17 protein-coding genes are annotated in these 18,529 nt (G+C 61.8%); 9 read left to right on the top strand and 8 right to left on the bottom strand.

The genetic code is table 11. The annotated features are described in order from the left end of the window. Nucleotides 1–40 precede the first annotated feature (40 nt). Nucleotides 41–988, top strand: a complete 948-nt coding sequence (locus EGJ68_RS13970; RefSeq protein WP_233248830.1) for a surface lipoprotein assembly modifier — start codon at nucleotides 41–43, stop codon at nucleotides 986–988. Here the strand turns inward: EGJ68_RS13970 and EGJ68_RS13975 are convergent, their stop codons facing one another. Further along, nucleotides 989–2,722: a S8 family serine peptidase gene (locus tag EGJ68_RS13975; protein WP_233248831.1), complete on the bottom strand. Its 1,734-nt coding sequence runs from the start codon at nucleotides 2,720–2,722 to the stop codon at nucleotides 989–991. A gap of 155 nt (nucleotides 2,723–2,877) precedes the next feature. Between EGJ68_RS13975 and EGJ68_RS13980 the strand changes: the two genes are divergently transcribed. Both EGJ68_RS13980 and EGJ68_RS13985 read left to right on the top strand, forming a co-directional pair. Continuing rightward, nucleotides 2,878–3,339, top strand: a complete 462-nt coding sequence (locus EGJ68_RS13980) for an RNA polymerase sigma factor (RefSeq protein WP_233248832.1) — start codon at nucleotides 2,878–2,880, stop codon at nucleotides 3,337–3,339. A gap of 7 nt (nucleotides 3,340–3,346) precedes the next feature. Continuing rightward, complete coding sequence (locus EGJ68_RS13985) at nucleotides 3,347–4,087, top strand: hypothetical protein (protein ID WP_123035177.1); 741 nt, start codon at nucleotides 3,347–3,349, stop codon at nucleotides 4,085–4,087. 300 nt (nucleotides 4,088–4,387) lie between these two features. Here the strand turns inward: EGJ68_RS13985 and EGJ68_RS13990 are convergent, their stop codons facing one another. The 4 genes from EGJ68_RS13990 to EGJ68_RS14005 are packed head-to-tail and all read right to left on the bottom strand — an operon-like array spanning nucleotide 4,388 to nucleotide 7,426. Then, entirely contained in the window at nucleotides 4,388–5,116 is a 729-nt protein-coding gene (locus EGJ68_RS13990) for an SIMPL domain-containing protein (protein WP_199228054.1), read from the bottom strand. A 34-nt stretch (nucleotides 5,117–5,150) separates the two neighbouring features. Continuing rightward, on the bottom strand, nucleotides 5,151–6,479 hold the full coding sequence (locus EGJ68_RS13995; RefSeq protein WP_158283671.1) for an ATP-binding protein: 1,329 nt from the start codon (nucleotides 6,477–6,479) through the stop codon (nucleotides 5,151–5,153). Beyond that, nucleotides 6,476–7,159: a response regulator transcription factor gene (locus EGJ68_RS14000; protein WP_123035179.1), complete on the bottom strand. Its 684-nt coding sequence runs from the start codon at nucleotides 7,157–7,159 to the stop codon at nucleotides 6,476–6,478. The genes EGJ68_RS13995 and EGJ68_RS14000 overlap by 4 nt, the downstream gene beginning before the upstream one ends. A 3-nt stretch (nucleotides 7,160–7,162) precedes the next feature. After that, on the bottom strand, nucleotides 7,163–7,426 hold the full coding sequence (locus tag EGJ68_RS14005) for a PepSY domain-containing protein (protein ID WP_123035180.1): 264 nt from the start codon (nucleotides 7,424–7,426) through the stop codon (nucleotides 7,163–7,165). Between the two features lie 242 nt (nucleotides 7,427–7,668). On the opposite strand from EGJ68_RS14005, the gene EGJ68_RS14010 reads away from it, so the two are divergent. Further along, a complete protein-coding gene (locus tag EGJ68_RS14010; protein ID WP_123035181.1) occupies nucleotides 7,669–8,019 on the top strand; it encodes a hypothetical protein in 351 nt (116 codons plus the stop codon). Nucleotides 8,020–8,138: 119 nt separating this feature from the next. Next, nucleotides 8,139–9,446 (top strand): amidohydrolase, encoded by a 1,308-nt coding sequence (locus EGJ68_RS14015; protein ID WP_123035182.1) that lies wholly within the window; start codon nucleotides 8,139–8,141, stop codon nucleotides 9,444–9,446. A gap of 27 nt (nucleotides 9,447–9,473) precedes the next feature. Here EGJ68_RS14015 and EGJ68_RS14020 read toward each other — a convergent pair whose 3' ends face one another. After that, nucleotides 9,474–10,337, bottom strand: a complete 864-nt coding sequence (locus tag EGJ68_RS14020) for an LLM class F420-dependent oxidoreductase (RefSeq protein ID WP_123035183.1) — start codon at nucleotides 10,335–10,337, stop codon at nucleotides 9,474–9,476. 115 nt (nucleotides 10,338–10,452) lie between these two features. After that, nucleotides 10,453–12,411 carry a flavin-containing monooxygenase gene (locus EGJ68_RS14025; protein WP_123035184.1) on the bottom strand — a complete coding sequence of 653 codons (1,959 nt, stop codon included), beginning with the start codon at nucleotides 12,409–12,411 and terminating at the stop codon, nucleotides 10,453–10,455. Between the two features lie 159 nt (nucleotides 12,412–12,570). On the opposite strand from EGJ68_RS14025, the gene EGJ68_RS14030 reads away from it, so the two are divergent. The 4 genes from EGJ68_RS14030 (at nucleotide 12,571) to EGJ68_RS14045 (ending at nucleotide 17,568) form a co-directional block, all read left to right on the top strand. Further along, entirely contained in the window at nucleotides 12,571–14,607 is a 2,037-nt protein-coding gene (locus tag EGJ68_RS14030; protein WP_158283673.1) for a TonB-dependent receptor domain-containing protein, read from the top strand. A 91-nt stretch (nucleotides 14,608–14,698) separates the two neighbouring features. Beyond that, the gene (locus EGJ68_RS14035) at nucleotides 14,699–15,169 is read left to right on the top strand and encodes a RidA family protein (RefSeq protein WP_123035186.1); all 471 of its coding nucleotides are present in this window, start codon (nucleotides 14,699–14,701) and stop codon (nucleotides 15,167–15,169) included. Next, the gene (locus EGJ68_RS14040; RefSeq protein WP_123035187.1) at nucleotides 15,166–16,233 is read left to right on the top strand and encodes a pectin acetylesterase-family hydrolase; all 1,068 of its coding nucleotides are present in this window, start codon (nucleotides 15,166–15,168) and stop codon (nucleotides 16,231–16,233) included. Before EGJ68_RS14035 ends, EGJ68_RS14040 begins: the two co-directional genes overlap by 4 nt. Before the next feature lie 30 nt (nucleotides 16,234–16,263). After that, on the top strand, nucleotides 16,264–17,568 hold the full coding sequence (locus tag EGJ68_RS14045; protein ID WP_233248833.1) for a malonyl-CoA decarboxylase: 1,305 nt from the start codon (nucleotides 16,264–16,266) through the stop codon (nucleotides 17,566–17,568). A 23-nt stretch (nucleotides 17,569–17,591) separates the two neighbouring features. Here the strand turns inward: EGJ68_RS14045 and secF are convergent, their stop codons facing one another. Continuing rightward, nucleotides 17,592–18,506, bottom strand: a complete 915-nt coding sequence (secF, locus tag EGJ68_RS14050; RefSeq protein ID WP_123035188.1) for a protein translocase subunit SecF — start codon at nucleotides 18,504–18,506, stop codon at nucleotides 17,592–17,594. Between the last annotated feature and the right edge of the window lie 23 nt (nucleotides 18,507–18,529).

Here is an 18,529-nt window from a genome sequence, read left to right on the forward strand (position 1 = left end):
GTCTCGCATTTCCGTCTCGACCGCCATCAGGACCCTTGGCATGCAACAGCCGAGCATTCACCTGTCCGGAGTCGTCACCCTGACTGCGTGCTTGATGTCTATGGGTGTCGCAGCCGAAGAGGAAGCACCTGCAATCCCGGCAACCCGTTATTTTGCCGAGCTCGGTATTGGTGCCGAGTACGATACCAACGTCACCATTGATGAACTGGACGCCAGTACTCGGGAAGGCGATGCGGCCGCCACCCTTGAAGGCAAGGTGGGCATGCGTACCTACTTCAGTCCGAAAACCGACCTGCGCCTGACCTACGACTTCAATCAGGATATGTATCAGGACTTTTCAGACCTGAACAGGCAAACGCATATTGTTGGTGCCAACCTCAAGACCCAGCCCGGTAGCTTCGACGCCGGATTCTCGACTTTCTACGTCAACTCCCTGCTCGACGGCAACGGCTTTCTGGAACTGTACCGGGCCTCGCCCTATGTCTCGGGCTTTCTCAGCCAGAAATGGTTCAGCCGCGTGGCCTACGTGTTTTCCGACAAGCAGATCAAGGAGAGAGCGGAGCGCGATGCCACAACGCACACCGGGGAAATCGACCTCTACTTTTTTGCCCGGGGACTGCGCAGCTACTACAACATGGGTTACCGGTTCCGCGATGAAGACGCCAATCTCGAGCGCCTGGACTTTACCTCCCACGCGGCCAAACTGCGTTACATTCGCCGCGTGGATGTTGGCCGCAAAGTACTCAAGGTGGAAATGGCGTACCGCTATGAAAACCGCGACTACAGCGGCGTAACGCCGGGCATTGGCAGCATAGAGGGTGAACCGCGCAAGGACGAACGCCACCGGGTGCAGATCGACCTGGAGTACCCAGTGACCAAACAGGGCGCCCTGCAGCTATACCTGGCTTACGGTGACTACCAATCCAATTTCCCCATCAGTGACTTCGACCAGGGAATCGTCGGCAGCCGCTACGTCTACCGCTGGTGATCAGCCGTTTACGCGCAGTACACCGTAGCCGTAAACGTCATCTCGCCCGGGCACACCCTCGTCCTGCACGCTACTGAGCAACGCCTCGCGCACATCCTCGTAGGGCGTGAGCAAACGCAACCTGGCGGCGGCGGTGGCTACGAAGGGTACCGCAAACGAAGTGCCCGACGAGGTGGCATAGCCACCGCCGGAGCGGGCATGCAACAGGCCAACACCGGGTGCGGCAAGATCCACATAATCGCCGCGGTTCGCCAGCCGGAACACACGCCCGTGTGAGTCAACCGCCGTCACCGCCATCACCGATGAATAGGCCGCCGGGTACATGGGCTTGGCCATGGGCCCACCGTTACCGGCTGCCGCAAGAATCAGCACCCCGCGACCTGCAGCGCGGCTGAGCGCCTTTTCCAGCAAGCGATTTGGCGGGCCGGCAAGGGAGATATTCACCACGTCGACACCGGACGAAATCAGCCAGTCTAGGGCGCGCACCAGGCTCACTGTGCTGGCGATTTCACCCCGCGCGGCATCCTGCTCGAACACGGCAGCCGCATACAATTCGGCGCTGGGGGCCAGCCCGACATAATCCGTATCACGGCCGGCAAAAATCGAGGCGATGGCCGTGCCGTGGAAAGCGGGCAATACTGCACCCTCGGAGGCGAACGCACGACTGTGGATATTCGCTTTCTGCAGCGCCGGGTGCGCCGTATCGACAAGGCTGTCGATCATGCCCAAACGCAGCGCCAGATCATCCATTCCGGCGGGGAAATGCAGCACGTTGCGCGGACTGGCGCCCTCGACGGTGTGATGCACCGGGGCTCCCGCAGTGTAGATATGATTCAGGTCAACCTCTGCGCGTCCGCGGCCGACCACGTCGATCACGCCTTCCCGCACGTCGTAGATCTCGAAACTCGATGGCGCCTCGACCTCTGCCAGCAAGAGGCCCATACCCGGCAAGTCGGTAACACGATCAAACAGATACCCCTTCACCGCCAGCTCATCGAATACCTCCGGCTCGGCCATCACCAGCCACTGCTGCGTCTTGATGCGGGCCTCGTCGATTTCCAGCTGGCTTTCAAGGTCTTCCAGTACGGTGGCGATTTCGCTCTCCAGGCGTTCCTCGATGGCCGCTGCAATGCCGACCTCGACCTCACTTTCTACTGAAGCGGTCACCGACTGCTCGACCGTCTCCTCAACGGATTTCTCGACGGCACTGGCGACATTCTGCTCGACCGTGGTCTCGACGGAGTCCTCTACCGCCCCCGCGACCGATTCCTCTACCGTGGTTTCGACTGCTTCCTCGACGGCACCCGCTACCGATTCTTCAACACTGGTTTCCACCGCATCTTCCACCGACTCCTCGACGCTGTCGGCGACGGTTTCCTCGACCGACTTCTCCACCGACTCGTCGATGGTCTCCTCGATTGAATCTTCAATGGAGTCCTCGATGGTCTCGCCAACGGCCTGGTCGACGGCAACCTCGAGCTCCTCTTCAAGGTTGTCGACCACCTCCTCTTCGACGTTCTCGGCGACTTCTTCTTCTATGGACTCGTCGATGTATTCCGCGAACTCATCTTCATCCAGGCAGCAGGGCACCTGGGCATTCACGGCAGCGGGCGCGAGCAGGGCAATGACGGCGGCGAACGTGCACGCCGTAATGAAGCGCGAGCCAACGCGAAGCAAGCAGCTCGCTTCGTGACTCACAACCTGCAAAACGGACATTCCGGTAGACTGTCGCACGGCTTTCACCCTCCACATGGCAAACGCCATCTATAGTAAAGACGAATCATAGCGCGATTAATTCCCCCAAATGGAATAGAATCCGGCGGCTAATCGTCATCTCCAGTAACAGGATCATTATGCCATCGCTGAGCCACTCACAGCGAGAAGTTCTGATGGCGGAGCTAGGCAGCTTGCGCCGGTTCTGCCTGTCCCTGAGCGGAACGCCGGCCGACGCCGACGATCTGCTGCAGGCCACTGTAGAACGTATCCTGGAAAAAGGCATGCCGGAGGATGCCGATGCAGCGAAATGGGCGTATCGCGTGTGCAGAAACGCCTGGATCGATGAGCTGCGCTCGCGTGAAGTGCGCCAGCGCTACCCATTGCAGATGGCATGGGACACGGACGAAGCACCCTCTGCCGAGGACGACGCGGATGTCGAGCGCGCCCTGGAAGCGGTCTCTGTGGCGCTCAGTGCACTGCCGCCGGAGCAGCGAATGGCGCTCTCACTGGTGGCGGTAGAAGGCAAGAGCTACGCCGAGGCCGCAGACATACTGGAGGTGCCGGTGGGCACCATCATGAGCAGGATCGCCCGAGCGAGGGCAACGCTGCTGAAGAACCGGGATACCCCGGATTGAGGACGATGTGAAAAGCACCACAACGAAACAGGACTGGGAATTACTGTCAGCGTACCTGGATGGCGAGTTGCCACAGGCGGCGCGCGAGGCCTGTGAGCAGCGCCTGGCACAGGAGCCCACTCTGGCAGCCAACCTGCAGGCAATGCAGGCGCTGCAACAGCAACTGCACGACACGCTGCACGCCGCCAATACCGCCCGCCCCCTGCCTGAACCTGTTCAATCCCTGCTGGATACAACGCCCGTCACCATCAATTCCGAGCCACACCGCCTGCACCGCTTTACCCACGGCGGGGCCCGCGGTTTCGCCGTGGCGGCATCACTGGTTGCCGCGGCGGCTCTGTTGCTGGTTCCGCAGTGGCAGCAGGAACCGCAGAGCAACTCCGCAGCACTGCTTTCCGCCGCTCTGGAAAAGGTGCCCTCCAGCGCCGATGGCTGGGAAATCCTGCCCGATGGCAGCCGCTTGCGCCCCGTACTCAGCTTCCCCAGCCAGGACGGCAGCTGGTGTCGCGAATACCTGCTGCACAACCCGGAGAAAACCGTTCGCGGCGTTGCCTGTCGCAACGACGGCCAGTGGGAAACCCGTGTCGCCACGACGCAAACGATCATGCACGATGCCGAGGGTGACGCCTACCGTCCGGCGAGCGCGGCAGACAGCGACCCGATCGCCACCTTCGTGGAGACCAATGCGAGTGGTGATGCGGCAGGGGCAAAAAGAGAAGCAGGGCTTATTACCAGAAGCTGGCAATAAACCCTGTAGTTCCAGGGCTGGGGGGCTAGCGTTCCCCATCCTGTCCTGAGGCGTTGAACGTCTCATTCCCTTCACATTCAGCCGGTTGGTTAGCACCTTCTGCTTGCTGAGGTTCAGCGGACTTCCAACGAAAATGGAGGCTGGCGGGGAAGGCCGTGTGACTGGGCACCGAAGTGCACAAGCCACTACCCAATCGGCGCTTCGCCGCCCCCTCTAAGTAGTGTTTCACTCCACTTTCACATCTAAGACGTACGACCAACGCCGCTTATTCCCTGCAAGCCTGAATTTTTTTGCGGCCGCTCACTGCTCCAGGGCGAACGTGACATTTACCGTCACCCGGTAGCTGTTCTCACCGCCGGCAATGGGGACGGAGCCCGCATCCGCCATCATCTCTGTTCTCGCCATCATCATTGGGCGGGGCTGATAGGATTGCTCGGATATTTCGAGAATTCTGCCCAGGCCCACATCGGCTGCCGCGGTGAGGGTACGGGCCCTGGACAGGGCGTCCTGCATGGCGGCACTGCGTGCCGCGCTCAGCGCCGCGGCCGGATCTTCGTTCAGGAAACGGATTCCGCCACCCTGATTCACGCCGAGACGCACCGACATGTCTATGATGCCTCCCAGTCTGCCAAGATCGCGCACGCGCACACTGAGCGCGTTGCTCACGGTGTAACCGACGATACGCGGTGCGGAGGGCTCACCCTTCACCTGCGCCGGTTCATCACGGTAGCGTGGCTGAATGGCAAACTGCTCCGTTTGCAGGTCACGCTCCTCGATACCCGCCTTGCGCAGGGCCGCAAGCACCTCTCTCATAGCCGATGAGCTTGCGTCCAGAGCCTGCTGGGCCGTTGGGGCCTCGCGGGTGACGGCAAGCGACAGCACTGCAATGTCCGGCGCGAGGCTGGCCACCCCCTCACCGCTGACGCGGATCTGTGGATAGGGAGCGGTCTCCGCGGCGGCGGCCGGCAGTGCGAGCCCCAACGAGAAAAGTAGCAGCATATAACCGTGAATCAGCCAGTTTTTCATCATGTTTTCTTCCTCCAGCAAAAATGGCCCCAGGCCATCAATTAAAACGCAACCGGACGCGCGCCCCGCCCTGTCCGGCTGAATCAATCGTCAGGCCACCCTGATAGCTCGCGGCGATGTCCGCCGTTACTGACAGGCCAATACCCTGGCCCTCGCCACGGCTATCCGCACGAAAGCCGCGTTGCAGAATCGCCCGACACAGGGCCGGCGCGACACCCGGCCCGTCATCCTCCACGATAATGTCCAGCGGGTTCTCGTCTCCACCCGCAGCGCTGATGCGAATACGGCGCCGGGCGTACTTGCAGGCGTTGTCCATCAGGTTGCCGAGCATCTCCATGAGGTCTCGCTCGTCACCGCGAAACATGCACCCGGTTTCTACCAACAGCTGCATATCGAGCGCGCGCCCCGCGTACACTTTGAGCAGGCTGTCGCGCAGTCGTTCCAATACCGGTGCTACCGGTACCCGCTGCAGCAGGCGCGCACTGCCGCCGGTGGCGCGCTGCAATTGATAATTGACGATTTCCTCCATGCGGTCGGTCTGTTCCGCTACCACGGCTGGATAGTCCAGGGCATGCGGATCCGCTGTTCGAATCACCGCCAGGGGCGTCTTCAGGCTGTGCGCCAGGTCACCCAGGGTGCGCCGCACCCGCTCCCGCCGTTGCTGCTCACCCAGTAAAAGCGTGTTCAGATTGCGCGTGAGCACCTGCACCTCACGTGGATAGGGTCGCTGTAGCAACGCTGTTTCGCCCGCCTCCAGCTGCGCGATATCCGCTGCCAGCGCCCGCAGGGGACGCAGCCCCCAACCCAGTATGAGCAACTGGCAGGCCAGCAAGGCGAGCGCGGAGCCGCCCAGCCAGAGCAGCAGGCTGCGCCTGTATTGCGCCAGATCCGCCTCAATCGGTGCGGTTGTCTCCAGCACCGTGAAGCGCAGGGGCACATCCGCCCGGGAGGGCGTTTCCCAGAGTACCTGCAGCGAAACACGCAGCAACCCATTGATCCGGGCGCTGGCGCTCCCGCCAGGACGCAGGGGAGGCATTGCCAGTTGTATTGTGCCGAGATCCAGGCCGAGGGCAGAACGAGACGACCATAACAAGCTGCCGGATGCATCGCTTATCAGCGCGTAGAACCCCGAGCCGGGTTGCGCCAGACGCGGCTCAAGCAGATCGACCGGCATTTCCAGCACGGCGTCAAACTCTGCCTGCGCCAACAGGTTGAGGAGCTGTAGCTCCAGGCGCTCGGCCTGCGCCGCCTCCAGGCTCAAGCGATGACTGCGTTCGAGAAACCAGCCGGTAGCCCCCAGAAACAACGGCAACAGCAGCGCGCTGGCCAAAGCGAGACGCGCTGCGAGCGAGAGCCCACTTCTCACCGTGCCACCGGCACAAGTGCAAACCGGTAGCCGGCACCACGCACGGTTTCAATCGGCTGCAGCTGCCCACCGGGGTCCAGCTTGCGCCGCAGCCGTCCAACAAACACCTCAATCACATTGCTGTCACGATCATGGTCCTGTTGATAGAGGTGTTCCGTCAGCTCGGTTTTGGACACCACAGTACCCGCGCGATGAGCCAGATAGGCCAGCGTGTTGTACTCATACGCAGTGAGCTCCAGTGCCACGTTATTGAGGCTGACCGTTCGCGCGCTGAAATCGATAGCAACAGGCCCGTAATCCACCCGCTCGGTTGTGCGCCCGGACACGCGCCGCAACAGCGCGTTCACCCGCGCTTCAAGTTCTTCCAGATAAAAAGGCTTGGTGACGTAGTCGTCGGCACCGGCTTCGAGTCCCTGCACTTTTTCCTGCCAATCCGCGCGCGCGGTAAGCACGAGTACGGGAAACACCTGACCGGCGAGGCGCCAACGGGAAATCAGTTCGACACCGGGCACGTCGGGCAAGCCCAGGTCCACGATCGCCAGGTCACAGGGGAACTCACGCACGAGATAGTCCGCCTCCGCCCCCTTCTGCGCCTCATCCACCACCCAGCCCTGTGCGCTGAAGTGCGCCGCCAGCCGTACACGCAGCCGGGCGTCGTCCTCCACTACCAGCATGCGCAACTGTCAGCCCTTGACCGTAACAGTGATCACTCGGCCCGAGTCGAGCAAGAGCTTCACCCGATAGACGCCGCCCTGACGGGAAACATTGAGCACCTTGCCACCGTGCTGTGCCCGCGCCTTTGCCGCGGCTTCGCGCGGGGTCATGGTGGTTTTCTGGGCACTGGCGCCCGCCTGTTGCGCCGCTGCCGGCGCAGGCGCAAGCCAACCGCCAGCAACGACCAGCACACAAGCAAGCAGCAGGAACACGCCTATACGTTTACCCATCATGGCCCTCACGCGTTACTCCTTCCGGCAGACGCCAGACACACCGCACGACAGTGTGCCAGATGCGGCCCCCTCCGCGGTAGCGCTGGCTGGCGCCCCCGGAATTTCCAACGCGAGCAGGTTAGTCCCTACAAGCTGAACCGCAGCTGAATGCACCCGGCAAACAAGACGCCCTGCATTCAGGCCCGGTTCAGGCGGCAGGCGCCAGTATGGCCATCACAGGCACCGATAGAAGGAGTACAAGCATGCACAAACCCCTGGTTATTTCCGCGTTGCTCGCGTTGCTGGGTTCGGCCTCCGCGGTCGCGGGGCCGGATCCAGCTCACAGGACGTTCAAGCACTATCACTCCACAGGCCACAAGGTCGTCCTGCAGCACAACCATCGACACTACCCTGGGCACGCCTACAAGCATCGATACGAGAACGATCTGCGCCACTGGCGCAGGGAAGTGTATTCGCACAGCGATAGACGTCGGCACACCGTAGGCGCCTTTTTGCTGGGCTCAGCCCTGACCTATAGCCTGGCACACGATCATCATGACAGCAGCTGCCGCGAGCGGCACCGCAGCGCACGCGGGCACATCGGTCACCGCTGAGCAGCCATCAACGACAAGGAGACCTTGGGGGCGTATGCCCCCTTTTTTATGCGCGTTTCCTTCAACCCCGCGGACGGTCACGCTACACTCAACAGCGACGACACTGCGGGGACGCGCTCATGCACTTCAAATCACTGTTTTTCCCGGCCGCGATACTGTTCGCTGTCGGCACCGTACAGGCGGCAATCGATAACGCAACACTCGATGCGGCCTACGCCGCCGTGGAGCCACGCGTCATTGAGTGGCGCCGTGACCTGCACCAGAACCCCGAGCTCTCCAATCGTGAATTCCGCACCGCAGAGAAAGTGGCGGAGCACCTGCGCGCCCTGAAATTCGACACCGTTGAAACAGGTGTGGCACACACAGGCGTCGTGGGCACGCTGCACGGCGGCAAGCCCGGGCCGGTGATCGCGCTGCGCGCGGACATGGATGGATTGCCCGTGCAGGAGCAAACCGGGTTGCCCTTCGCTTCCAGTGCCCGCGGCGAATACATGGGCAAGGATGTACCGGTCATGCACGCCTGCGGCCACGATACCCACGTCGCCATGCTGATGGGCGCCGCACACATACTGGCGCAACACCGCGAGGCGCTGGCCGGCACCGTCAAATTCATCTTCCAACCCGCGGAGGAGGGCGCTCCGCCCGGTGAGGAAGGCGGCGCAGCGCTGATGGTAAAAGAGGGGGTTCTGGAAGGCCCCGATGCACCGGAGGCTATCATTGGCCTGCACGTCTGGCCCGATGATGCAGGCTCGCTGGTGTATCGCAGCGGCAGCTTTATGGCTGCGGCCGACAGTATTGAAATCACCATCACCGGACGCCAGACTCACGGCTCCTCGCCCTGGCTGGGCGTTGACCCCATCTACGTGGCAGGCCAGGTACTGAGCGCGCTGCAGGGCATACCCGGGCGCCACATCGATATCACCCGCGGCCCTGCCGTGCTGACCATTGGTAGCATTCAAGGCGGTGTGCGCGGCAATATCATTCCCGATGACGTGACGATGCTGGGCACTGTCAGAACCTTCGACCGCGGTGAGCGAGAGCGTTTGCTGGAGCGCCTGCGGGCAACGGTCACAGCCATTGCCGAAGCGAACGGTGCCAGTGCCACCGTCGATGTCACCTACTCCACGCCCGTCACCGGCAATGACCCGCAGTTACTGCGCCAGATGATGCCAACCCTGGTCAGGGCGGCGGGGGAAGACCGCGTTTTCGAAGGTAACCTGATTACCGGCGCGGAGGACTTCTCCTACTACCAAGAACACATCCCCGGCATGTTCATCATGCTGGGCGTGGGTGACCCGTCGGTACCGCGCAGCGAGCGTCCGTCCAACCACTCGCCCTTCTTCACCGCGCAGGAAGATGCGCTGATTGTGGGTGTGCGCACACTGGTGGGCTTTGCCATGGACTACGCAGAGCGCGGGGGGCTTTAACCCCCGCAAGCGCCTGCCGCAGCGTCGTCAGGCGTTGATCTGCGGGATCAATCCGGCGAACTTGTCGATCAGTGGCATGATTTTTTCAGGCTGATCCCACATGTCCACGGCAACACCGATTACCACCCGCTCTACGCCCATGTCACGGTAACGCTTTAGCGTATCCAGGTCGGGCGTGATCAGCGTTTGCAGGGTCACCGGCACAGCGTCCGGGTCGCGACCATTGGCCGACACCTGGGCGCGAAACGCACTGAGCCCTTCCGCCACATCACCCATGGCCACATCTACCGGCATCCAACCGTCTGCCCACTGAGCGGCATGCTTCACGCCGAGTGGTCCCATGGCGCCGAAAATCACCGGCGGCCCCCCCGCCTGGGCCGGTTTCGGGTTGCACCAGACCGGGTCGAAATCGATATAGTCGCCGTGGAACTCCGCCTCGTCGTCGCGCCATAGCGCGCGGGTCGCCATCACCGTCTCACGCATCACCCCGTAGCGCTTACCCCAGGGCTGCTGTGTGCAGTTGGCAAACTCTTCCTCGTTCCAGCCGACACCGGTGCCGATCATCAGCCGCCCGCCGCTGAGGCGATCGAGGCTGGCGATGGTCTTGGCCTGGGAGAACAGTTCGCGCTCCATCAACAGGGCGATACCGGTGCCCAGCTTCAGCGTGGTGGTGACCGAGGCCGCCGCCATTAACGTGATGTAGGGGTCACCCATGAGCTTGTAGGCTTCCGGCAATTCATCACCTGCCGGATACGGCGTTTTTCGCGAAACCGGGATGTGGCTGTGTTCACCGGTCCACAAGGATTCAAAGCCGCGTTCCTCCAGCGCTCGCGCCAGGTCGCGCGGGTCCGGATCGTGCGGGGTGTTCATGAAACTGAAGCCCAGATGCATGGGGACTCTCCTTCCCTCTCGTTTATTGTTGCGCCGTCAAACGGCGCCTGAACACGCAGTGCATTTTACACAGAATACTGGAGCTACCGGACGCTGCACAGCCACCGGGAGCCATTCACTGCAACAGGAAATCGTCGGGGTCTGCGTGGCGAGTCATCTTCCAGTAATCGATGATACGGAAGGGCAGATTGGCCGTCACTCGGCCCGAAGCGTTCTTGTACCAGTTATCGACCAGCGGTGACCCCCACGCCGTACCCGCATTCACGGCATCAACACGCTCATTGTAACGGTCGTGCACATCCTGGCGGCACTCCAGGCTCTGCAGGTCATCCTCCAATAACAGGCGGATGCACTCCAGAATATAGTGCACTTGGGACTCCGCATTGTGCGCGATACTGCCGGCCACCACGAGGTTGGTGTTGGGGCCGTAAATGCAGAACAGGTTGGGGAAGTTGGGTACCGTAATGCCCAGATAGGCACGACCATTGGTTTCCGCCCACTGCGTGTTCAGCTGCACACCGCCGCGACCGGTGAATTGCATGGGGAAAAGAAAACGGTCCGCATGAAAACCGGTAGCGCAGACAATGGCGTCTACCGCGTGATGCCGCCCGTCTTCGGTCAGCACACCCTGCGCGTCAACAGCGCGGATACCCGTGGTGACCACCTCCACATTGTCGCGTTGCAGCGCCTCCAGATAGCAACCGTTGTCCTGCAGAATACGTTTGCCAAACGGGGGATAGGTGGGCAGCACCTTCTCCAGCAGGTCCGGATCCTGTATCTGTGACTGTATCCAGGCGGTGAGAGCTTCGCGCATGGCGTCGTTGGAGGCACTCACTGAGCGGGTACTGCGCCATTCAGGGTCCACCAGAGTCTGGTTATAAACGCCCTCGACCGACGTGTAAAACAGCCAGAAACGGTACCACTTGGAATAGTACGGCAGTTTCTCCAGCGCCCAGCGCTGCCCTGCTCCCACCTCGATGTGGTAGCCGGGGTTCGGGAACATCCACACCGGTGAACGCTGCAACGCTACCAGTTGTAAAGCGGTCGCTGCCAGTTCAGGGATGATCTGGAACGCACTGGCGCCCGACCCGATGACCGCCACCCGCTTGCCGGCAAGGTCCAGCCCCTCGGGCCAGGCGCCGGAGTGCACAACCGGGCCGGCGAAATCAGCAAGGCCGGGAATCTCGGGCATTTTTGGTCGATTCAGCTGGCCTACTGCACTGATAACGGCGCGCGCCGAAAGCACAGATTCCTCGCCCTGCCCATCCCGCACCTGTACCTGCCAGCAGGCGGTGTCTTCATCGTAATGCGCCGCCACGACCTCTGTACTAAAACGAATATGGGGCGTTACCTCGAAACGCCGCGCGCAGCTGTCGAAGTACGCACGAATTTCATCCGCCAGTGGGAAGTGGCTGCTCCAGGCATGATTGGGGGCAAACGAGTAACTGTAGCTGTGCCCGGGTACATCGACCCGGCACCCCGGATAGCGGTTCTCGAACCAGGTTCCACCCACGCCGGGATTCTTCTCAATAATGGTGTAAGGAATACCGGCCTCCGCCAGCCGTATGCCCGCCAGCACTCCCCCCATGCCAGCGCCAATCACGACTACGGGGAACTGTGCCGCGCGCGCCTTGAGCTCCGGATCATCAAACTGCAGACCGCGCCGGTCAACACCGTCTAGCGCCACCTCTTCATCGATAAACTCGAGGTATTCGGGATCGACGTCCGCGCCACACATGAAGCGGTAGAGGGCCTGAATGGTGTCAGCGGTAAGCGGTTCGAGAGGACAACCACGCGCTTGCCAGTCGGCAATCGCAGACAGTGTCCAGTGGTGTACCTGCGCCACCTGAGCCGCTGTGTAGCCGCCCTCCAGCAAATCCTCACCGCCCTCGGCACCGGCCGCCACCACGTCCAGCGTGCGCGGTGTCGGCAATGCGTTCAGCAAGGCGGTGTCACCCGTCATATGCACCACTGACATGACCAGCGCTGCCGTATTCAGTTCCTTGAGATAGTCGGCGATTACCTCCGGACTTTCCGTAATCGGCTGCAGTTCGGGCGTGGAAGGCAAGGTCATGGGAGCAACTCCGGGGCAACGTACAACCCATGATAATGCATCGGCGAGGTTGTTTTGTCCTCCTTCAAATGGGTGAGAGGTGCGCCAATATGTCGCATTCCACCGGGCGCGAGGATTTCTATAATGTGCGCCCGAATACGCCAACGAGGACACCGACCCATGTCACTGGACCGCACACCCCACGCGCTGGCGACAGCCGTATTTCTCGCCAGTGCAGCCCTCGTTGCTCCTGTGCAGGGGCACGACCTGGCCATTGAGCTGGTCGAGGTGACTGCGCGCGCAGAACCTGCCGGTGGCAACACGCTGCTCAGCGAGACGCCCATTACGCGCCCCACTCACGACGCCGGCGAACTGCTGCGCTCGGTAACCGGCATGACGGCGCTGCGTCGCGGCGGCCGCGGGTTCGACCCGATTATCCGCGGGCAGAGCCAGAGTAACCTCAACGTCATCGCCAACGGGGCCTACAGCTACGGCGCCTGCCCCGGCCGTATGGACCCACCAAGCACCTATGTTGGCGTGGACAGCTTCGACTCCGTGTCCGTGATCAAGGGCCACCGCTCGGTCATCTACGGCGCGGGCGGCAGCGGCGGCACGCTGATCTTTGAACACCTGCGCCCGGAGCTTGGCGTCAATGGCATGACCGGTTCATTCACGACCGGTTACACCGGCAACTCGGACCTGAGCAGCGTGGGGGGGGACTTCGCCCTCGGCAACGAAAAAGGCTACGTACGCGTCTTCGGTGCCATTCGGGAATCCAACAACTACGAAGACGGCAATGGCGATCGCGTGGCATCAGCCTTTGACTCGACCAGCGCCGGGTTGGTTGCGGGCATTGATCTGCACCCCAACACCTACCTCGAAATCAGCCATGAGCAGGCCAGCGAAGATGATGTCTGGTATGCCGGCAACGGCATGGATGCCGTATTTGCCGACTCGGCCAGCACCAGTGCCAAATGGGTGCAGCAATCTGTGGGCGCCATCGACACGCTGGAGCTGACCGCCTACCTCAGCGATGTCGACCACCTGATGGACAACTACAGCGTACGCAACCGCTCCATGATGCCAAATGGCGCAGCAGCGCCGTCGACCTCGACCACCTGGGGCGGCCGGTTGCTGGCGACCGTCACAACGCAGCAGGCCGAGCTGCGCAGCGGCATTGACTACCGCGCGAATGACCGCAGCGCTGACTTGTACATGGACATGGGCAAGGATGGCAGTTACGACATGCTGGTCGCGCGTATGTGGCCTGCAGCCGAGCAGCGCCAGGCGGGACTGTTCGCGGAGATGGACTATCGCAGCAGCCCAGACGACACGCTGCGCCTTGGGCTGCGCCTGGACCGGTTCGATTCTCAGGTGCGTGAAGCCACGTTGAGTGCCGGCATGATGGGCAGTGCAACGCCCATTCGCCTCTACGAACAGTTCTACACCACCACCGAGACACGCACCGATGACTACGGCCTCAGCGCGGTGCTGGGCTGGGACCGGCGCCTGGATCCGGCACATACGGTGAGTGTGAACCTGAGCCGCTCGGTGCGCACACCGGACAGCTCGGAACAGTGGATAGCGCGCAGCGCCAATGGCGCGTTCTGGGTGGGCAACCCCACACTGGACGCCGAAATCCACCAGCAACTGGACCTGACGCTGATGCATGAGAGCGGCCGGTTGAGCTGGAACGCAAGCCTGTTCGTGGATGAGGTTGACGATTATATCGAACGCTACGCTGAGGGCAGCGCCGACCTCTACCGCAACATCGATGCCACACTGTTTGGCTCGGAACTCGACGCCGCCCTCCAAATCAGCGAGCGCTGGCGTGCCAGAATAGGCATCGCCTACACCCGCGGCCACGGCGACAACGGCGACCTGGCACAGATTGCCCCCCTGGAAACGCGCCTGAACCTGGATTATCAGATCGCAGACTGGGCACTGGGACTGGAGTGGGTCACTGCACAACGTCAGAACCATTTCGACCCTGCTGTGGACGTTGATGAGGCCACGCCGGGCTTTGGGGTACTGCATCTCTATGGCCACTGGAACCTGACCGGTCAGCTGCTACTGGAGGCGGGTGTTGAGAACGTCTTTGACAAGGCCTATGCCTACCATGTGAACGCCGGCAATCTGGACCCGTTCAACCCGGAAGCGGTACGCGTCAATGAGCCCGGAAGACAGGGCTGGGTGAAGCTGCGCTACGCCTTCTGACCGCGAGTGAACAGGTGAGGGTTGTTTACTGCACCGCGCAACCGGGATAATGTCTGGCGCTGCTCCCTTCATAGCCCTGAGGATTCTCTCGATGCGTAAACACCTGCGTACACTTGCCGCCAGCGCACTGTTGGCGGTCACCACCCTGTCAAGCTCGCACGCCGCAGAGGTTGAATTCCTCAACGCCAGTGGTGCGCTACCCGCGAACCTGCCCTTCTCTGATGCGGTTCGCGTCGGGAACCTGTATTTCCTCTCGGGACAGCTGGGGGTTAAACCCGGCACGATGGAGCTGGTAGAGGGAGGCATGGAGGCAGAAGCACGGCAAACCATGGAAAACATCGCTACCGTGCTCAAAGCCAATGGCCTCGCCATGAGTGATATCGTCAAGTGCACCGTGATGCTCGCAGACATGGCCGACTGGGGCGCTTTCAACGAGGTCTATCGGAGCTTCTTCACGCCACCCTACCCGGCGCGTAGTGCCTTTGGCGCTACGGGACTGGGCCTCGGCGCTCGCGCTGAAGTGGAGTGTATTGCCGCAGATCGCGACGCAACCGCACCATGAGCGCGCTGCGAGCCGTTTTCTGCGCCCTGCTCGGTGGCGCGCTCGCCAGTGCGCCGTTTCTCGCCGCAGCGGGGGATAGCGATCCTTGGCAGACCATTTACCCCGGAGGCGCCACACAATGCGCCACCGGCACCCCCTACAGCTTCCATGTGCGCCGGGCGGACCCGAAAAAAGTCATGATTTTCTTCAATGGCGGCGGCGCCTGCTGGAACGCGGGCAGTTGCGATATCAGCGGGAAACCCACCTACCGCCCCTTCGCCAACACAGAGGCAGGCAACGACCCACGCCACTATGACGGCGCCTTTGCTCTGAACAACCCTGAAAATCCGTTTCTGGACTGGTCTCAGATCTTTGTATCCTACTGCACCGGGGACGTGCACCTGGGCACGACAGATCGCGAATACACCCGGGAAGATGGCAGCACGTTCAGCATTGCACACCAGGGATGGGCGAACAGTAGCGCCGCGCTGGAGTACCTCTTCAGCAGCTTCCCTGCCGCCGAGCACCTGGTGGTGTCCGGCGGCAGTGCGGGTGCGCTGTCATCCCCACTCTTCGCCGCAATCGTCGCGAGACACTACAGCGGGGTGCGCGTCACCCATTTCGCCGGTGGTGCGGGCGGCTATCGTCTGCCGGCTCCCGCCGCATTATGGCAACAGTGGGATGTCTTCGCGGCGTTTCCCGAGTGGTATAACACCCGGGGCAAGACCCCAGAGACGCTCACCATGCCAGACCTCTACCGGCTGGCCGCCGACGCTGCACCCGGGGTACGCTTTCACCTGTTTGACCACGCCTATGATGCCGTACAGGAAGATTTCCTGCGCATGCTCGGCTACCCCGCCGACCTGCTGCCCGGCCTGGATGCCAACGTCGCCGAGTTACAGGCCGATATCCCCTCACTCCGCAGCTATGTCAGCGCCGGGGAGTTTCATACGCTGCTGCGCTACAGCGAGCTCTACAGCCGCAGCACCAATGGCGTGAGCGCCGTTGACTGGGTCCGGTCCATCATCAACAGCGAAACCGTAGACGATGTGCATTGCACTGCGCCTGCGGGCTGCCGGCAGTAGCGCCGCCGCATACACCCACAGGAACACCGCATGGTTATCAACCGCTGGCTGAACTCCGTTGCCTCCGCAGGCAAACACCTGCTGCGTCGATCCACACGGGAACGCAATTCGATGGCGTCCCTGTGCAGCGAACTGTACTCCAACAAGGGTGAGGCGCTGGGCATCGCCCTGGCCGACGAGGTGGTTAACGCCTACGCCGCGCTCGAGGGCGATGAGAAAAAAACATTCTTCAACGTGTTATTACGCGACTACAGCCCCGACCCGGAACTGATCAATCGCTGCGCCGAGGCCTACCGCAGCGCGCTCACACCTGAGACTTACCGCGCCCTGGCGCAGGCGGTTGAATCGCCGCGACAGACCCTGTTCCGACGCATCAACATGGCGCCGACCGGAACTCGCACCGTCATTGACATGCGCGAGGACCTGCTACAACACCTGTCCGGGCACCCGGAGTTGCGCCTGGTCGATGACGACCTGCAGCATCTACTGACCTCCTGGTTCAACCCGGGGTTCCTGCAACTGCGCACCATGGACTGGGACAGCCCCGCAGCAGTGCTGGAGAAGCTGATCGAATACGAAGCCGTGCATGAAATGCAGGGGTGGGACGACCTGCGGCGACGCCTGGATGCGAAAGACCGGCGCTGTTTCGGCTTTTTTCACCCCGCTTTGCCGGACGAGCCACTGATTTTCGTCGAAGTCGCACTTGTCCCGGCGGTATCCAGTTCAGTGCAAACCATCCTCGCACCTCACGAGGGGCTCGTTGCACAGGAGCGCATCAGTACCGCGATTTTCTATTCCATCAGCAACTGCCAACCCGGCCTGCGTGGCATCAGCTTCGGTAACTTCCTGATCAAACAGGTGGTAATGCGCCTCAAGGAAGACATGCCGCAACTCACCGAGTTCGCCACGCTTTCGCCCATACCCGGATTCCGCAAATGGCTGAACTCGGTACTGGCCAACGATCAACAACCGCTGCTTTCAGCCGAAGATGCCTCGCTCCTCACCGCCCTGGACACACCGCGCTGGCTGGAAGACACGGCCCTGCAGGCACGCCTGAAGCCCTTACTGATGCGACTCTGCGCACGCTACCTGCTGCGGGAAAAACGCGGCACTGCCCCACTCGACCCCGTGGCGCGCTTTCACCTGGGCAACGGCGCCAGTGTGGCCCGGCTCAACTGGCTGGGTGACACGTCCGCCAAGGGCCTGCAGCAGTCTGCCGGCCTGCTGGTGAACTACGACTACGATCTGGAGGAAGTTGAAGAGCACCACGAGGCCTTCCTCAACCGCGGCGAAATTGCCTGCGCGCCCGCCGTTAAGAGACTGCTGGCGAGCTGAGGGTGCTCGCCAGCGTCTAGTGGTCACGGCGTGAGCTCATCCTGATCAGCGCCATCGCGCACCGGAAGCATCAAGTCCTCCTTGGTGACACCCAGCATCAAGAGAATATTGGACGCCATGTAAATGGACGAGTAGGTTCCCACCGTCACGCCCACCAACAGCGCGAGGGCGAAACCGAAGATCATGTCGCCACCGAAAATTGCCAGCGACACCAGCACCAGCACGGTGGTCAGGGATGTCACCAGCGTGCGTCCCAGCGTTTCCGTAATCGATCGATTCACGACCTCCATTGGCGACAGGCCGCGCAGCTTACGGAAGTTCTCGCGGATGCGGTCATACACCACAATGGTATCGTTCAGAGAGTAGCCAATAACCGCGAGAATGGCCGCCAGGACGGTAAGATCAAACTCCAGCCCGGTGAGCGAAAAGAAGCCCAGGGTGATAACAATATCGTGCACCAGCGCAATCACCGCACTGACCGCGAACTTGAGCTGAAAGCGGAATGCAATGTAGAGGGTAATCAGGCCAAGCGCCAGCAGCATTGCCAGCCCCCCCTGCTCGCGCAGTTCGTCGCCAACCTGCGGGCCCACAAACTCCGTGCGCCGTAGTTCCACCCCACCAGTGGCATCCTGCCGCAGCAGTTTCAGCACAGCATCGCCCGCCATCTCGGTATGCCCTTGAGGCAGGCGAATCAACACGTCCCGGTCTGTACCGAATGCCACAACGGTGGCACCGGGAAAACCACCCTGCTCCAGACCGGCCCGCACACGGGCCAGTTCCGCCGTTTCCGCAAAATGTACTTCAACCAGGGTGCCGCCGGTAAAATCGAGGCCCCAAGCCAACTGCCGGGTAAAGAAAGACGCTACCGACAGCAATAAAAAACCGACCGAAATAGCCAGCGCAATCCTGCGCCAGCCCATAAAATCAATGACACGCATGAGCAATTACTCGCGAAGATGTA

Origin of the sequence: Haliea alexandrii, assembly GCF_003719295.1 — a bacterium.
Lineage (GTDB): Bacteria > Pseudomonadota > Gammaproteobacteria > Pseudomonadales > Halieaceae > Haliea > Haliea alexandrii.

Coding starts and splice junctions, on each gene's coding strand:
- EGJ68_RS13970 (WP_233248830.1), top strand. CDS start 41: ATGCAACAGCCGAGCATTCACCTGTCCGGAGTCGTCACCCTGACTGCG.
- EGJ68_RS13980 (WP_233248832.1), top strand. CDS start 2,878: ATGGCGGAGCTAGGCAGCTTGCGCCGGTTCTGCCTGTCCCTGAGCGGA.
- EGJ68_RS13990 (WP_199228054.1), bottom strand. CDS start 5,116: ATGATGAAAAACTGGCTGATTCACGGTTATATGCTGCTACTTTTCTCG.
- EGJ68_RS14005 (WP_123035180.1), bottom strand. CDS start 7,426: ATGATGGGTAAACGTATAGGCGTGTTCCTGCTGCTTGCTTGTGTGCTG.
- EGJ68_RS14010 (WP_123035181.1), top strand. CDS start 7,669: ATGCACAAACCCCTGGTTATTTCCGCGTTGCTCGCGTTGCTGGGTTCG.
- EGJ68_RS14015 (WP_123035182.1), top strand. CDS start 8,139: ATGCACTTCAAATCACTGTTTTTCCCGGCCGCGATACTGTTCGCTGTC.
- EGJ68_RS14020 (WP_123035183.1), bottom strand. CDS start 10,337: ATGCATCTGGGCTTCAGTTTCATGAACACCCCGCACGATCCGGACCCG.
- EGJ68_RS14025 (WP_123035184.1), bottom strand. CDS start 12,411: ATGACCTTGCCTTCCACGCCCGAACTGCAGCCGATTACGGAAAGTCCG.
- EGJ68_RS14030 (WP_158283673.1), top strand. CDS start 12,571: ATGTCACTGGACCGCACACCCCACGCGCTGGCGACAGCCGTATTTCTC.
- EGJ68_RS14035 (WP_123035186.1), top strand. CDS start 14,699: ATGCGTAAACACCTGCGTACACTTGCCGCCAGCGCACTGTTGGCGGTC.
- EGJ68_RS14040 (WP_123035187.1), top strand. CDS start 15,166: ATGAGCGCGCTGCGAGCCGTTTTCTGCGCCCTGCTCGGTGGCGCGCTC.
- EGJ68_RS14045 (WP_233248833.1), top strand. CDS start 16,264: ATGGTTATCAACCGCTGGCTGAACTCCGTTGCCTCCGCAGGCAAACAC.
- secF (WP_123035188.1), bottom strand. CDS start 18,506: ATGCGTGTCATTGATTTTATGGGCTGGCGCAGGATTGCGCTGGCTATT.